The sequence below is a fragment of the Vibrio sp. 2092 genome, assembly GCF_033339635.1.
Taxonomy (GTDB): Bacteria; Pseudomonadota; Gammaproteobacteria; order Enterobacterales; family Vibrionaceae; genus Vibrio; species Vibrio alginolyticus.
The window spans coordinates 396,444-412,869 of the sequence record NZ_JAWOUY010000004.1 but is presented as its reverse complement, the minus strand read 5'-3'; the positions used below and the strand labels follow the sequence as shown (position 1 = coordinate 412,869).

Below are 16,426 nucleotides of genomic sequence, written 5' to 3'. Positions count from 1 at the left end.
CTCCTAGGTTCATCTGGTGATACAGATGGTTCACTCGTTAAGCGGTGAACAGCGCTTCATACGACTTCACGTCGCACGCCCCTTTTCGTGTTAGCACGGAAACTGTCCTGCTACCAGACTTGTGTTTCAATAGTGCCTTGTAGTATCGAAAACACTTACCACAAACTCTAGAGATTTATGTACTATACCACCTACTGGAAGCTTGATGGGTGGTATTGACGTGAACTTATCTCAAATTGATCTGAATTTGCTCTTTGTTTTAAAGCACTTGCTCGAAGAGAAGCATGTATCTAACACCGCTATGGCTTTAAATATGAGCCAGTCTGCGGTAAGTCGAGCACTGCAAAAAATGAGAGTTTTCTTTAATGACGAATTACTGGTGCGCAAGAAATACGGCTATGAACTGACTCCAAAAGCAGAGTCAGTAAGGCAAGACATCAATAATGTGATTACCAGTTTAGAAAAACTTGCCCATAGAGACTCGTTTGATCCGAGCACTGTATCAAGCACCGTTAAGGTTTACGGCCTTCTTCCTCAGATTAATACCTTAATGCCTAAGGTTATCGCTAAGATTCGGCAAGAGGCTCCAAACCTTAAGGTCAGTTTGGACTCAGCACCAAAACGTCATTTTGATGCGTTGGTGGCTGGAGATGTTCATTTCGCACTTTCCTCTCATCAACCGCCAAGCTCTGAGCAAAATATCTATCGAATGGTTGTTGCTAAGCGTACTTTCCGTTTGCTTATGAGCCGCTATCATCCACTGGCCGATTTAGAGCTAACTCCAGAGCGTTTGGCCGAATTTGACTTTGGACAAGTCTCTTTGCAGGGTGAGAAGCGATTGTCGTTTGAGCATAAATACCAAGAGCTAGGGTTAGCGAACAAAAAAAAGCGTTTATCAGCGCCAGTGCAACTGAATAACTTTAGTTCTGCTCCAAGTATCGCTGCGGAGACTGAGATTATATTTCATCTACCGACACCTTTTGCAGAGGCAGCTTGTCAAGACCCTCGCTTGATCGTTCGAGAAGTACCTGCCGAGCTACAGTTGGACTTTCAAGAAGTCTTCCTATATTGGCACAAACGCTTTAACGATGATCCTATGTGTGAATGGGTACGAGAGATCTTTAAACAGCTCTATGTTGGAACCGATACTTTAGCTTAAATGCTTATATCGGGTAATTCGTGGTTAACTATTCGTATATTGGATAGTGATATTCTCTTTTCTCGATAGTGATTAACTTGTCAGTGATTATGATAATCAGGTTTAATTGATAATAATTATTAAATGCAATTACATTTTAAGCCTATTCAATATGAAGCCTCTTTTCACATACTCTCTATTTTCTACATCAGTTGTTTCTGCTTGTATTACTGTACCTATGGTCGTTGTTGCAAATGACCAGTTACCTGAGACTGGTATCAATACAACAGCAATGGAAACCGTAGTGGTTACAGCCTCTGGTTACGAACAGAATGTCACAGAAGCGCCAGCAACAATAAGTGTTCTCACCCGAGAGCAACTTGAAAATCGCTCATATAAAGATTTGACTGATGCTTTAAGTGATATACCTGGGGTAACCGTTACAGGAGGTGGTGATGGCCAAGATATCTCAATTCGAGGTATGCCTGCTCAATATACGGCCATTCTTGTTGATGGCAGGAAGCAGTCTGGTCGAGAAACTCAAACTAATGGTAGTACGTTTACTGAACAAGACTGGCTTCCCCCGTTGAGTGCAATTGAACGTATTGAAGTTGTACGTGGCCCTATGTCAACCCTTTATGGGTCTGATGCTTTGGGGGGTGTGATTAATATTATTACGCGTAAAAATTATCAAGAGTGGCACGGAAGCTTGCGTGCAGAAACGACGCTTCAAGAAAATTCAAAATCTGGAAATAGCTATCAAGGGCAGCTTTACCTTGCTGGCCCTGTCATTGATGGTCTGTTGAGTACTTCTTTGACTGGACTGTATCAGGAAAGAAAAGAAGATGAAATTGAAGGTGGTTATGCAGGTAAGACACTCGACAACTATCGAGCTTCTTTGTACCTCACACCTACCTCGGATGACACTTTTACTCTGGAGTTCACCAATCATAACCAAGAGCGAGAGACCACTCTAGGTAAATCAGTGGAGCGAGAGTCTCAAGTTGCAGTACGAGAATATGAACGCCAATCTATTGGTTTTAGCCACGACGGAAACTACTCTTGGGGTACAAGTTCTTCATTTATCAGTAATGAAACAGTAAAAAATATCGGTGCAGATAAAGAAGTCGAGAATAGTCAAATTAATACGCAATGGGGTCTGCCTCTTAATGCTCACTACTTAACACTGGGCGCATCTTTCGAGCAAAAGGATCTGACTGATAATAAACTGTCATTGACCTCTAAAAACAAGCAATGGGCAGTATTTGCTGAGGACGAGTGGTATCTCACGGATACATTCGCTCTCACCCTTGGTTTACGTTACGACGACAATGAGATCTTTGACGGGCAATTTAGCCCAAGAGCTTACGGGGTCTGGTCTATTGACCCTAGTTGGACGCTAAAAGGTGGTGTGTCTACGGGTTATCGAGCACCTAGTTTGACACAAATGGACGAAGAGTGGGTTCAAGAGAGCTGTAGAGGGCGTTGTTCTATTTACGGTAATCCAGACTTAACAGCAGAAACCTCCATCAATACAGAGATGGGACTGTATTACGTTAATGAGCGAGACCTTTCTGCAAACATTACTTTGTTTTACAGCGACTTCAAAGACAAGATCGAAAGTGAGTTTGTCGATCCGACGTGTACTGATAGCAGAAGTTGCGACCGCACTTACGTCAACATTGATGATGCGAACAGCTATGGTGCAGAAAGTTCCGTATCTAAGGGTATTACAGAGTCAATTACACTAAGTGCAACCTACTCGTATACTCGTAGTGAAAAGAACACTAATGACGATGATGATGGCTTGCCTCTTGTACAAGCACCTGAACATATCTTCTCACTTAATGGTGATTGGGCAGTGCGTGATGATGTTGCTTCATGGGCCCGCATGAACTATCAAGGCAAAGAGAAAAACAACATCACTAGTGATAGCACAAGAACGTTGGCACCTTCTATTACTTACGTGGATCTCGGTGTGAACTGGCGTGTAACTAAGAATGTGAAGTTAATGGCAGCGGTTTATAACTTGTTCGATGAGCAAATCACAGAGGAAGAGTTTGGCTACATTGAAGATGGCCGACGCTACTGGTTAGCTGCTGAAGCGACTTTCTAATCTACTTACTTTTTTAAGCGAATAACAAAACAATGAATACGAAAATTAAGTCTGCGATGACCTCTCTGCTACTTATGCCCTTTGTCTGTTTGGCTGGGGAGTTCAATGTAGAGAAGGATATCTTGTTCAAAACTGTAGGTGAAAGAGAGATTAAACTCGATCTTTATACTCCTTCGGTTGAATCAAATACTCAGTACCCGTTATTAGTCTGGGTACATGGTGGTGCATGGAAACGTGGGAGCAAAGACGCCATCCCAGAAAAGAACCCATTATTACTTCAGTCTGTGTTGAATGAAGGTTATGCGCTAGCTTCAGTTGATTATCGTTTAAGTGGAGAAGCGATCTTTCCTCAACCAGTACAAGACATTAATGATGCACTGAACTATTTGTACGACAATGCTGAAAAGCTCGGTATTAAAGCGGACAATGTTGTGATAATGGGACGCTCTGCTGGCGGGCACCTCGCTGGCTTTATTGGTGCGACTAACTCGGCATACAACCAAGTAGATTTCTATGAGCCACCAAAGTACAAGGTCTCAGCCGTAGTAAGCTTTTTTGGCCCTACCGATTTACTTGAGTTAAGTAATAAAGGTGGCAAGAAAACCAGCAAAAAATCGTCTGTATCTCGTTTCTTAGGAGATATTCCAAACAATATTCCAAAGCTTGCCAAGAAAGCATCAACGACGAGTTATGTGAATGAAAATACTCCACCATATATACAGTTACACGGCACCTTGGATAAGCGAGTGCCTCTATCTCAAAGTGAGATACTTAAGGCTAAGCTTGATGAGCATGGAGTTACCAACCAACTTTTCATTGAAGAAGGTGTAGGACACAGTGCACCTGTCTTTGATACCGAGAAGTACGTTACTCATGTTTTGGACTTCTTAAATAAACACTTTCCGAACTAACGCTCTAGTCAATATAAGGCTTAAAAGTTCAAGGGGAAATACTGAGCCAACTGTGATTACAGTTGGCTTTTTCATGTATCTCTATTGGGCATTTTATCATTCTGATTAATGGGAGCGGCTGGCTCATTTTCAGGCAGTGGTTGAATAAATCTATGACTACTTTAGGGTATGTATTCTAACGTACTTCTGTCCAAAAAAGTGTTTCGTTAGCTTGAATTAGAACAACAAAGCGCTCTTCACAGAAAATGAAGGTCGTTTATCTCGTCTTAACAGCCTTTCAAGTTGTTTGAAATGAGGTATCGAGATCCGCTTCGCTCTTAGTTACGTTCAACCTTAGCTGCTACTTTTCATCAATAAATAGAGATGAGTTACCATCAAGTAGCATAGGGAAGCGAGGGAGTATTCTCTCAAATGAACATTAAACTCCTTCTTTGTAGCCTGTCACCTTCAAACTACTTCCTCTAGCGCTAACAATTAATTCAAATGTGCGCTGGTTAATGATTTTTCTGTAAGTAACACAATTGAACGTGATAGAAGTAACAAAATGGCCTCTTAACGGTAACGTTCCCGAAAAGTTTATATATTATCGCCCTCATTGATATAAGTAGTAGAGACGCTCTGAGTACGAGCGCTCTGAAATTCAGGCTTTAGATGGACATTTAAAGTCACCATAAGTTTGCGATTTTTCCTTGGGAACGTTTGCAATACGCCTAAGTATAAATTTACGTGAGACTATGGAAATGAAACTACACACTTTGACGATGGCAGTAGCGCTTGGAATGGTTACTGCACCTGCATTCGCAGCAACAGATGTTGACGCTCTTGAAAAGCGAATTAATGAATTAGAACAGAGACTTGAGCAGACAGAAAAAGCATCCACAGAAGCAAATGAGAAAGCCTCAAGCTTTGAGTTTCATGGCTACGCTCGTTCCGGGCTGCTCATTAATGATGATCTGAATGGTGCAGTGGGTACTGGTCCTTACATGACGGCAGCTGGTGCTATTGGCGCGCCAATTGGACGATTAGGGGTTGAGGATGATCATTATGTGGAAGCAAACCTTATTCACAAACGTTTTGCAGATGATGGTTCCAGCGCATTGTTCCGAATCATGTTGGCAGATAGTACGGAAACCAATAACGAATGGACGGCGAGCGAGAGTCAATTAAACGTTCGTCAGATATATGCTGAGCTAAACAAGTTGAGTATGTTCTCTGAATCAAGAGCTTTTGCTGACGCGACGTTTTGGGCTGGTAAACGATTTGACCGTGATAACTTTGACATTCACTTCTTTGACTCGGATATTGTTTTCTTATCTGGTACTGGTGCTGGTGTGTATGACGTCCAAATGAGCGATTCGTGGAAAGCAAACTTCTCGATCTATGGTCGTGATTTTGGTGAGATTGATAGCTCGTCAACGGATGTTGAAAACTATATCGCGACAATGAACAACCGCTTCGGTAATTGGCAATTGATGCTGAGCGGCATGACGTCAGCTGATAACAATGATCGCGTAGAAGGAGCAGCGGACAAAGGTTTACATGCGATGTTTGCCTACCATGGCGATAACTTCTTTGGCATGAGTGAAGGCTTCTCTAAAACCGGTATTTTGATGGGTGATGGATTGGGTGCGGAACTTAAAGGCATCGGTTCAAACGGAGATTTGTTAGAAGACGCAAAAGCCGTACGCTTGTTTAGCTATGGTGTAACAAGCATCGGCGACAACTGGCGTGTAGCACCTGCGTTGCTAGCAGAACACAGCCAAGATCGCTTTGCTAAAAATGATGAATTTACGTGGGCATCGTTCAACATCCGCTTAGCGCAAGAGTTTACGCAGAACTTTGAGATGGTTTATGAAGGCTCATACCAATACATGGACCTAGACAATGCGATTGATAAAGCAAGTGGCAGTTTTTACAAAGCGACAATTGCACCAACGCTTAAGATGTCTACCGCTGCAGGTTTCTTTGACCGTCCGGAGCTACGTTTTGCAGTTAGCTACGTTGATTGGAGCGAAGACTTGAATGGCTACTCGATTAGCCAGGATGCGGGTGCTGCAACGATGGGTGATGGTGGTGAAGTTCTGTTTGCACTGCAAATGGAAACTTGGTTCTAAAGGGACCTAACCTACAAAGAGTAATAAGAAAAGCGCCAACTGATTTCAGTTGGCGCTTTTTCATTAACAGGACTGACGCTCAATAGTTTTGAAGGTTAGTACCATCTTACTCATTTCAAAACTTCTGTTGGCAATTCTATCTAGTAACAGTTTCGCACCATTTTCCCCTGCTTTATCAAATGCATAGTTAAATGTTGATAAGGTTGGGGTGCACACTGATGCGAGCTCATCATCACCAACGCCTAGCACTAAAACGTCTTTACCCGGTGTTAACCCGAGCTCTTGAATCGCTCTCATCGCACCGATAGCAATACGGTCTGTCGCACAGAACAAGCCATCTAGCTTAGGGTTCTTTGTTAAGTGTTGTTTTGCCAATGAATAGCCAGAATCGATGGTAAAGTCACCACGAGCATGGAAGGCGAGCTCAAAACCATGATGCTGTAGCGCTTGAACAAATCCCTCTGAGCGTTGCTTATCTACCGCGATATCGTCACCTTGCACACCAATAAAACCCATAGTTTGGCAACCTTTTGCAACCAGTCTATTTCCCGCTTCAAACCCTACTCGTGCGTCATCATGAATGATGCTTGGAATGTTAAACATGGAACCATCTTGACCGACGAGCACAACTGGAACGGCTGAGTTTTGAATTGCTTTTACCAGCTTGGAATCGAGGTGGGTGGCGTAAAGAATGATCCCTTCAACCCGTTTTTGGTTAAAGATCTGAATGTATTCCAGTTCTTTTTCGTGGGCTTGGTGAGTGCTAGCAAGTAAGACATGTTTCCCGGCTTTTTCAAGGACATCGGTTAATCCATCGACACCTTGGGATGTGGCATGAGAGGAAACCCGAGGAACAATGACACCAACCAGATTGGTCTTTTGAGATTTTAGATCTTTAGCGACTTGGTTCGGCACATAGCCACACTCCGCTACTGCTTGGCGGACCTTCAGTTTTGTCGCTTCTTTTACGCCATACTCATCGTTTATAACCCGTGACACTGTTGATTTTGATACGCCAGCCAGACGGGCGACATCATGCAGACTCGCCATTGTTCCTATCCATTCTGTTTTTCGTTTTTGGGATTGTTTGCAAAGAGAAGATGAAAAGCTCTTTGATAAGTAGCGATTCTAACCTCCTATACTGCTCTTAGGGAGGGAATTTGACGATCATTCTCACATTCTCTCTGCTTTATCTTTGATCATTTGGTTTTATTGAGCAAAAATCTGTTTTGCAAACGTTCCCGAAAATTTCGCAAGCTCAGATAATAATCCAATGGGGTATGAAATGAATTATCCGGCAGTAGCAAAAGAGTTGTTAACTCTATTAGGTGGTAAAAGCAACATCACCGCACTTGCGCATTGTGCGACACGCTTACGCCTTGCCGTTGCAGATGAGCAAAAAATAGATGAACAAGCGATTGATAACCTTGAAGGGGTAAAAGGGCAGTTCAAAGTTGCGGGTCAGTACCAAATCATTTTTGGATCAGGCATCGTAAACCAAGTTTATGCAGAAATGGCGAAGTTGACGGGTATGAGTGAAATGTCCACCAACGACGTTGCGTCTGCTGGCGCAGAGAAACAAAACATTGTTCAGCGCGCGGTGAAAGGGCTGTCTGATATTTTCGTCCCAATCATTCCAGCAATCGTCGCTGGTGGTTTGTTGATGGGTATCTATAACCTATTGACTGCCCAAGGCTTGTTCATTGATGGCAAATCTTTGATTGATGCCAACCCAGGACTGACAGACTTGGCGAACATGATCAACACGTTTGCAAACGCGCCGTTTGTTTACCTGCCTATCCTGTTGGCATTTTCAGCCAGCAAGAAGTTTGGCGGCAACCCATATTTAGGGGCAGCGCTAGGTATGTTGATGGTTCACCCTGACTTGCTGAATGGTTGGGGATTCGGCGGCGCATCTGTGTCTGGCAACATTCCGGTTTGGAATATTCTTGGCTTTGAAATCCAAAAAGTGGGTTACCAAGGTTCGGTGTTACCGGTTTTGGTATCGGCATTCATTCTTGCGAAGGTTGAGCTAGGCTTACGTAAAGTCATCCCTTCTGTTTTAGACAACCTTTTAACGCCATTACTGGCGATTTTCATAGCGGGTTTGCTGACGTTTACTGTCGTCGGTCCGTTCACGCGTGATATCGGTTTCCTATTGGGTGATGGTCTGAACTGGCTATACAACACAGCTGGCTTTGTTGGTGGTGCGGTATTTGGTCTTATTTATGCTCCGTTTGTTATTACTGGTATGCATCACAGCTTCATTGCGATTGAAACTCAACTTCTTGCGGATATTGCGACGACGGGCGGCACCTTTATCTTTCCTATTGCGGCGATGTCTAACGTTTCTCAAGGAGCGGCAGCGTTGGCGGTGGGCGTGATGAGCAAAGATAAGAAGATGAAAGGTATTGCGATTCCATCGGGTGTTACGGGTTTGCTGGGTATTACAGAACCGGCTATGTTTGGTGTTAACTTAAAACTACGTTACCCATTTATTGCGGCAGTTTGCGCTGCGGCGTTATCAAGTGCGTTCATCACAATGTTTAATGTGAAAGCTCAGGCATTGGGCGCAGCTGGTCTTCCAGGCATCATTTCCATTACGCCAGAGAAGATTGGGTACTACATCGCGGGTATGGTGATCGCGTTCTTGACCGCATTTGTTCTCACCATTGTTCTTGGTATGCGTGACCGCGCTAAAGTCGGTAAAAAAGCAGCGGCTTAATCTGAACTCCTTAAGGGTGGAGTCCCCCAAAATCCACTTCTTTTCCTAAATGTTTGGGGTGCTAGCCAAGCACTAATGGCTTGGCTAGCCTTTTTCAATTTTTACTTGGTAGTGAAGGTGTTCAACACGTTGGACTATCAGGGCTTTAATTTTAAGGTAAGCAAGATGAATCAAGTATGGGTAACTGGTGATGCAGTTGTCGATCTAATACCGGAATCTGAGACTTCTTTACTCAAATGTCCCGGTGGTGCACCAGCGAATGTCGCCGTAGCAATTGCTCGTCTATCTGGTAAGAGTGCGTTTTTTGGACGTGTAGGTGATGACCCATTTGGTCGCTTCATGCAATCAACGCTCGATCAAGAGGGCGTGAGCACGGAGTTTCTCGTTAAAGACCCTGAGCAAAGAACATCAACAGTGGTGGTAGATTTAGACGATCAAGGGGAACGCAGCTTTACATTTATGGTAAAACCGAGCGCTGATCAGTTTATGTCTGTTGAAGACATCCCAAACTTTAAGCAAGGTGACTGGCTACACGTTTGCTCAATTTCACTGGCAAATGAGCCAAGTAGAAGCAGCACATTTGAGGCGATCAAAAGAGCAAAAGCCGCTGGTGGTTTCATTAGCTTTGACCCTAACTTGCGTGATGAAGTGTGGCAAGATCAATCAGAAATCCAAGCTGTCGTGATGAAGGCTGTAGCGATGGCCGATGTGGTTAAGTTCTCTGAAGAAGAGCTTTTGTTCTTAACTGACTCAACGTCGATGGCGCAAGGTTTACAACAAATAGCCTCTTTGAATATTGCTTTGGTCTTGGTGACACAAGGTGCGAAAGGTGTTTGGCGCGTCTTTGAAAGTCAGAGTGAACTGATCACAGGTCAAGTCGTTAGTCCGATTGACACCACAGGTGCGGGTGATGCTTTTGTCGGAGGGCTACTGGCATGCCTGTCTCGGCATGACGATTGGAAAAATCATCCTGTTGTTAGCTCTGCGATTCAATGGGCAAATGGCTGTGGTGCATTAGCGACGACGCAAAAAGGCGCAATGACCGCGCTTCCGACCCAGACAGAGTTGCTGCAATTTATTGGGCAATGATCTTCAGATCCAATTTCAGTTGAGAAAAATTATGAGCTTAAACAACCGTTGGACTGTAGAGCAAAGATATCGCCGACTTGAGCAAATCCCTCAGTGTGATATCGAAGAAATGACACTTTCACGTCAGCAAGATAAAGGCTTTCCTAGTTTTCATATCGCCCCTAGATTTGGGCTGTTAAATGACCCAAATGGGTTGTGCTATTTCAATGGTGAGCACCACATCTTTTACCAGTGGACGCCTGTGGGACCAGTCCATGGAATGAAGTATTGGTATCACCTTTCTACTAAAGACTTCATCCATTTTACTGATCATGGCGTGGGTCTTCATCCCGACCAAGACTACGATTCACATGGTGTCTATTCGGGCGGCGCTTTGGTGGAAAACAACAAGGCTTTGCTGTTTTTTACTGGCAACAAGCGTGACCAAAACTGGAATCGAATCCCAACACAGTGTTTTGCCACCATGGATTCAGACGGTAGCATTGAAAAGCACGGTGTAGTCATTGAGAACGAACATTACACGGAGCACTTTCGTGACCCAAAAGTTTGGAAGAAAGGCGACGACTATTTGATGGTGGTGGGTGCTCAAACCAAAACCGAGCATGGTTCTATGGCGCTCTATCAAAGCAAAGATTTGAAAACGTGGCAGCATAAAGGTCCTATCAAGACCAAGTTCTCTGACCTTGGGTACATGTGGGAGTGTCCTGATTTATTTGAGATTAATGGTCAATCGGTGATGCTGTTTTCTCCACAGGGCGTGAGCAGTAGTAATCCTTATGATTTCAAAAACATCTATTCTGTCGCGTATATCGTGGGTGATCAGTTGAACCTAGAGTCGATGACTTTAGAAAACCACCAAGATATTTTACAGCCAGATTATGGGTTTGATTTCTACGCCCCACAAACCTATTTAGATGAGAATGGGCGTCGCATTCTTATTGCATGGATAGGGTTGCCAGAAATCGACACGCCATCGGTCACACACCAGTGGGCAGGAATGTTGTCTCTTCCTAGAGAACTAACGTTGAAAGATGGTTTTCTTGTTCAAACTCCACTCCCTGAATTGGAGAGTTTAAGAAAAGAAGAGGTAGTCTTTGCACAGTCCCATACACTGGAAAGCACAAGTTGTTTGATCCAATTAGACCTTGAGGGCGATGGCTTTGAACTTGAGCTGAGTAACCTCAAAGGTGACAACATCGTCTTTAGTGCGACAAAGCACGAGTTTATGCTGGACCGTCGTCACATGTCTCATTTGTACGCAGAAGAATTTGGTAGCATTCGAAAAGCACCAAGATTGGACGCTAAGCAGACGATTGATATATATATCGACAATTCTGTCATCGAGATTTTCATTAATGGTGGCAAACACACGATGACCAGTCGTTTCTTTATTGATGACCTTAGTAAAGTAACGTTGATAGGTTTGGAACAAGCAAGGCTTTTCCCTTTGAAAGGTATAACTGGTTTGTTTGAATCAGCTAAGTAACGGTTTCGAATACATTAAAACGCCCTTCATTGATTTAGTGAAGGGCGTTTTTCTTTCTAACTATCTAACTTAACTGCCTATCACGTACGTAAGTGGTTTGAACTAGGGTATCCAAAACAACGTCACTCTTGGTGACTTTGAAGTTCAACGGTTGCTCCAAATCCCCAAACAGAGGTGCGCAGCCGAGTGTCGCTTACTCATCGTTGGCATCTCGAACCTAGTTCACATTATCGCGACGTTTTTACTTATAGCGTGAAAGAAAATCCCATAACCAAAGGTTCTAACTAAAAGAGATTGCAGGACTTTTATTTAGCGAATTCGACCTAATATCTTGAGTATGCCTAATCGCAGTTGGCGAAGAGGTGATGTTAATAATGCTTGCTGGCGCGTAAGACCCGTCAGTTTGAAGATGCATTCAAACACAATAAGGGAAAACAATGGCTAACAAATACATTCCACCAAAAGTTTGGACAAACGATAATGAAAACGGCGGTCAGTGGGCGAGCATCAACCGTCCGGATTCTGGCGCACGTCATGAGCAAGAGCTTCCTGTTGGTGAGCACCCATTCCAACTTTACTCAATGGGTACCCCAAATGGTCAGAAAGTGACGATCATGTTTGAAGAGCTTTTGGCGGCTGGCGTAACGGCAGCAGAATACGATGCATACCTGATTAAGATTGGCGATGGTGACCAGTTTGGCTCTGGCTTTGTAGCTGTTAACCCAAACTCAAAAATTCCGGCATTGGTTGACCGTTCGGGTTCTGAGCCAGTGAACGTGTTTGAATCTGGCAACATCTTGTTTTATCTAGCAGAGAAATTTGATCATTTCTTACCAAAAGAAGGCGCTAAGCGTGCTGAGGTAATGAACTGGTTATTCTGGCTGCAAGGTTCTGCGCCATACCTAGGCGGTGGTTTTGGTCACTTCTACGCGTACGCACCAGAGAAGTTCGAGTACCCAATCAACCGCTTTACAATGGAAGCAAAACGTCAGTTAGATGTATTAGACAAGCGTCTTGCGAACAATGAATTCCTAGGTGGCGATGAGTACAGCATCGCTGATATCGCAACATGGCCATGGTACGGCAACCTTGTGTTGGGTCGTGCTTACGATGCGGCTGAATTCTTAGACGTAGAAAGCTACAAAAACGTTGTGCGTTGGGCAAAAGTAATTGATGAGCGTGAAGCGGTAAAACGTGGTCGAATTGTGAACCGTTCATGGGGTGAAGAATGGGAGCAGTTACCTGAGCGCCACAGCGCAGAAGATATTGATAAAGTATTGAAACTCTAGCTACGTCAAATGAGTTTAGTTTTATCTATGCTTATACAGTGACCTTAATCAAATCTATAGCGCACCATATACGGTGCGCTATTTTTATTCTCATTTAGTCTCGAAATGCTAATTTATATCACCTCTTGAAGAGCATTTAGTTCGTAGATGAATCTTTAATATATTTATATATTATGATGCAAAACAAAGCTCATATTTCCATGTTAAATATGGACTGGTTATACTGATTTCTAATAATTAAATTATTTAAAAATTATAAACTGATTTTATATCCATTATAAATAAAATTAATGATAACTAATGTTTGACATAACCACTAAATTTGTGTGGAATATGCGGGTTGATTTGTTTTGATGAAATAAAATTAATTTCTAATACTTTTATTTCTGACAAGCTTAGCTTTTAGCGATGTTTAATTATTAATGCTTATATTATGAAAGAGGATATGTATGATGTCGTCGTTTGAGTCGTACTGGGTTGGGATACGTCAAAGAATAGCCGCACAAACCGAAGGTAACCGCAGTTTAAAGTCTCTAGTCATTAAAAAGCAGCGTGTGAACTTAAATAACAGTGGGTTATCCTTTCGCGCTAAGTCCGGATGTCTTATCCCTCACTGTTATACCAAGTTCTCTGATGAGATAAACCTAAAAACATCGAAAAAATCGTCTCTTAGTTTTAAAAAAGGAAAGCTGTATTTTTCTCCAGTTTAATAATAAATGAAATTTACATAAATTATAATATTAGGTTTTTAAATTTATCGATAATTAATTACGATTTTATGATGCGTTTTCAATATGTTTTCTTGGTAAGTAATTAGCTGGACTTATTGTTGATTGTTTTTGTTGTTTCCTATTTAGATATGGATAAAAGCTCAACTACTTTTCCTATACCAACTTACTCCCTGAATTGACTTGCGCGCTTTTTCTCCCCTCTCAAAAAACATAGCGTTACGGAATTATTTTCGCTCCTGTTTCATTCTTCAAGACGAAAGCTCTACCTACCTCTCATTATTTTCGACAAACATTGAGTAAAAGTAACCAATCGTAACAAGGTGGCTGTAACTGAGCGCCGTTTCAATATACTCGTTTTTTAACTAGGTAATCCCGCGCTTTGAATTCATTCGGGTACCGTTTGTAAGCCTTAAATGCTACTAAGATAAGATGTCATGATGAGAAAAAGTACTATATTACACACAGTGTTAATTACAGGGTTCGCTGCTGTATCCTCGTTGGCTTATGCTGCGCCTTCAGTTGTGCCAAATGCGCCAGAACTCAGTTCTCGTGGTTATGTTTTGATGGACTTCCATACGGGGAAAGTACTGGTTGAACGTGATGCCCACAAACGTTTAAACCCCGCGAGTTTAACGAAGTTGATGACTGCTTATGTAGCTGGTCAAGAAATTAATACAGGCAATATTACGTTGAATGATGAGGTTGTCATCAGCCGAAATGCTTGGGCAAAAAATTTCCCAGATTCTTCAAAAATGTTTATTGAAGTCAATACTTCCGTTTCTTTGTCTGACTTATACCGTGGTTTGATTGTTCAATCTGGTAACGATGCCAGTGTCGCTATTGCTGAGCATGTTGCGGGAAGTGAATCAGGGTTTGTGAGTTTGATGAATAGTTGGGCCGCCAAGCTTGAATTGTCTAACACGGCATTCACCAACCCTCACGGCCTAGACAGTGACGGTTTATATTCGACACCTTATGATATTGCCAAGTTGGGCCAAGCGATTATTCGTGACTTACCTGATATCTATCCGCTGTATAGCGAAACCTCGTTTACTTACAATGGCATCACTCAATACAACCGTAATGGCTTGCTTCGTGATCGTAGTATGAATGTCGATGGCATGAAAACTGGTTATACAAGCGGCGCGGGTTATAGTCTAGCGACTTCTGCAACACAAGGTGATATGCGTTTGATTGCCGTAGTGATGGGAGCGAAGAGTGAGAATGTTCGTGAATCAGAAAGCAAGCAGCTGTTGAGTTATGGCTTCCGCTTTTACGATACGGTAATGCCGACTGAGGCGGGTGCGGAACTTGCGAAAGCTCGAGTTTGGATGGGCGAAAAAGACGAGCTTACTGTCGGCGTAGCTAACGATGTTTATCTCACTTTGCCAAAAGGAGATGTAAAAAATCTGCAAGCGGAAGTTGAATACAACGGTGATTTAGTTGCGCCAATTTCTGAGCAACAAGTGGTTGGTAAAGTGCTTTACAAAGTCGAAGGTAAGGTCGTAAATGAAGCCGAGCTCGTTGCATTGGAGTCCGTGGAGGAAGGCAGTTTATTCAAGCGAATTTTAGACTGGTTTAAGCAATTGGTCGCTAGCTGGTTCTAAACAGTAGCGAACTTCTGTCTATATCACTCTATCTTGTTAATTTTCTATTAAATCAGTTTACTAAGGCGACCAACGTGGTCGCCTTACGTTTTTGGAATACTCGTTGCGTTAAAACACAGGCCCTCTTGTAAGGGTGTGTTTTTACCTGACCAAGAGCGTTTTGTGTTTTTGGGTGCGAGAGAAAAGAAACTAGAACAAGAATGGAGTGACACGTGCACAAGATTTTATCTTTGACATTGATTTTATCGCTCATGGGCTGCGCTATGCCTTACCAGCAGGAGGTCGATAGCGGCCAATGTGTTGGAGTCATGACCTCTCAGGATGCATATGGTTATTTAAACCCAAACCATTACACGATGCAGGTACTCGCGCTAAAGCAAGAAAAAGATGTGAAAGATTATATTCGCTATATCGATCCTAAGCATCCGGTTTGGGTTAACTGGAAAAACAGCCGAGGCACGCGTTGGTATACGGTAACTGTTGGTGATTTTAAAACGAAGCAGGATGCCTACAATGCGCTTTCTTCATTACCAAGCCGTGTAAAGCAGTCATCCCCGTTTGTGCTGACTTTTGCGGAAATGCAGCGTAAGCAACAAACGAGTGTTGTGAGAATGCGTTAACCAACAAAAAACGGAAGCGATGGCTTCCGTTTTTGTATTTAGGAGTAAGCTTAAAGCGCCGCTAAAATCGTTTCTGCTTTGCTTGCTTCAAACTCTTTTGGCTCTTCAACGTTTAGCTTAGTCACTGTGCCGTTTTCAATGATCATTGCGTAACGTTGTGAGCGAATACCACCAAAGCCGCCTGTATCCATTTCAAGACCTAATGCTTTAGTAAAGCTAGCGTCGCCATCACCCAACATCAAAATCTCAGAAGCGTTTTGAGCTTCGCCCCACGCTTGCATCACAAATGCATCGTTTACAGAAACGCACGCAATTAAATCAACACCTTTTGCCTTTAGCTCATCAGCTAATACCACATAGCCTGGTAGATGGGCTTCTGAACAGGTAGGGGTGAATGCGCCAGGTACAGCAAAGAGTACGACTTTCTTGTTCGCAAACAGTTCTGTAACGTCGTGGTTCACCATACCATCGGCAGTCAACTCACTTAGAGTTGCAACTGGTAGAGCTTGGCCTTGTTGAATCATGATTCTATTCCTTTTTGTGTGCTAGTTTAGCTTTCTCAGTCTAGCGTTTATAAATGCGGTTAACCACAGAGTTTTT

12 protein-coding genes and 1 pseudogene are annotated in these 16,426 nt (G+C 43.0%); 10 read left to right on the top strand and 3 right to left on the bottom strand.

Translation table 11 applies throughout. The annotated features are described in order from the left end of the window. Window positions 1-205: 205 nt before the first annotated feature. From R7P80_RS10455 to R7P80_RS10440, 4 genes are all read left to right on the top strand, one after another. The gene (locus R7P80_RS10455) at window positions 206-1,159 is read left to right on the top strand and encodes a LysR family transcriptional regulator (protein ID WP_017819843.1); all 954 of its coding nucleotides are present in this window, start codon (window positions 206-208) and stop codon (window positions 1,157-1,159) included. A gap of 151 nt (window positions 1,160-1,310) precedes the next feature. Next, a complete protein-coding gene (locus tag R7P80_RS10450) occupies window positions 1,311-3,254 on the top strand; it encodes a TonB-dependent receptor domain-containing protein (RefSeq protein ID WP_033906196.1) in 1,944 nt (647 codons plus the stop codon). Window positions 3,255-3,286: 32 nt separating this feature from the next. Then, window positions 3,287-4,165: an alpha/beta hydrolase gene (locus tag R7P80_RS10445; protein WP_017819845.1), complete on the top strand. Its 879-nt coding sequence runs from the start codon at window positions 3,287-3,289 to the stop codon at window positions 4,163-4,165. Between the two features lie 740 nt (window positions 4,166-4,905). Next, the gene (locus R7P80_RS10440; RefSeq protein WP_225491595.1) at window positions 4,906-6,279 is read left to right on the top strand and encodes a carbohydrate porin; all 1,374 of its coding nucleotides are present in this window, start codon (window positions 4,906-4,908) and stop codon (window positions 6,277-6,279) included. Between the two features lie 63 nt (window positions 6,280-6,342). On the opposite strand, the gene R7P80_RS10435 is transcribed toward R7P80_RS10440, so the two are convergent. Continuing rightward, entirely contained in the window at window positions 6,343-7,329 is a 987-nt protein-coding gene (locus R7P80_RS10435) for a LacI family DNA-binding transcriptional regulator (RefSeq protein ID WP_017633789.1), read from the bottom strand. A gap of 235 nt (window positions 7,330-7,564) precedes the next feature. On the opposite strand from R7P80_RS10435, the gene R7P80_RS10430 reads away from it, so the two are divergent. The 3 genes from R7P80_RS10430 to R7P80_RS10420 all read left to right on the top strand — a co-directional run bounded on the left by R7P80_RS10430 (window position 7,565) and on the right by R7P80_RS10420 (window position 11,579). After that, the gene (locus R7P80_RS10430) at window positions 7,565-9,004 is read left to right on the top strand and encodes a sucrose-specific PTS transporter subunit IIBC (RefSeq protein WP_206957467.1); all 1,440 of its coding nucleotides are present in this window, start codon (window positions 7,565-7,567) and stop codon (window positions 9,002-9,004) included. 165 nt (window positions 9,005-9,169) lie between these two features. Continuing rightward, entirely contained in the window at window positions 9,170-10,093 is a 924-nt protein-coding gene (locus R7P80_RS10425) for an aminoimidazole riboside kinase (protein WP_053349293.1), read from the top strand. Between the two features lie 31 nt (window positions 10,094-10,124). Further along, window positions 10,125-11,579, top strand: a complete 1,455-nt coding sequence (locus tag R7P80_RS10420) for a sucrose-6-phosphate hydrolase (RefSeq protein ID WP_186585467.1) — start codon at window positions 10,125-10,127, stop codon at window positions 11,577-11,579. 64 nt (window positions 11,580-11,643) lie between these two features. On the opposite strand, the pseudogene R7P80_RS10415 reads toward R7P80_RS10420, so the two are convergent. After that, window positions 11,644-11,763, bottom strand: a pseudogene (locus R7P80_RS10415) (dihydrofolate reductase); the annotation flags it as partial. A 253-nt stretch (window positions 11,764-12,016) separates the two neighbouring features. Between R7P80_RS10415 and yghU the strand changes: the two are divergent. From yghU to R7P80_RS10400, 3 genes are all read left to right on the top strand, one after another. Next, complete coding sequence (gene yghU / locus R7P80_RS10410) at window positions 12,017-12,868, top strand: glutathione-dependent disulfide-bond oxidoreductase (RefSeq protein ID WP_225491539.1); 852 nt, start codon at window positions 12,017-12,019, stop codon at window positions 12,866-12,868. Between the two features lie 1,168 nt (window positions 12,869-14,036). Then, window positions 14,037-15,206 (top strand): D-alanyl-D-alanine carboxypeptidase family protein, encoded by a 1,170-nt coding sequence (locus R7P80_RS10405; protein ID WP_053304564.1) that lies wholly within the window; start codon window positions 14,037-14,039, stop codon window positions 15,204-15,206. A 212-nt stretch (window positions 15,207-15,418) separates the two neighbouring features. Beyond that, window positions 15,419-15,826 (top strand): SPOR domain-containing protein, encoded by a 408-nt coding sequence (locus tag R7P80_RS10400; RefSeq protein ID WP_005373701.1) that lies wholly within the window; start codon window positions 15,419-15,421, stop codon window positions 15,824-15,826. Window positions 15,827-15,876: 50 nt separating this feature from the next. Here R7P80_RS10400 and R7P80_RS10395 read toward each other — a convergent pair whose 3' ends face one another. Further along, window positions 15,877-16,350 carry a peroxiredoxin gene (locus R7P80_RS10395; RefSeq protein WP_005373699.1) on the bottom strand — a complete coding sequence of 158 codons (474 nt, stop codon included), beginning with the start codon at window positions 16,348-16,350 and terminating at the stop codon, window positions 15,877-15,879. Between the last annotated feature and the right edge of the window lie 76 nt (window positions 16,351-16,426).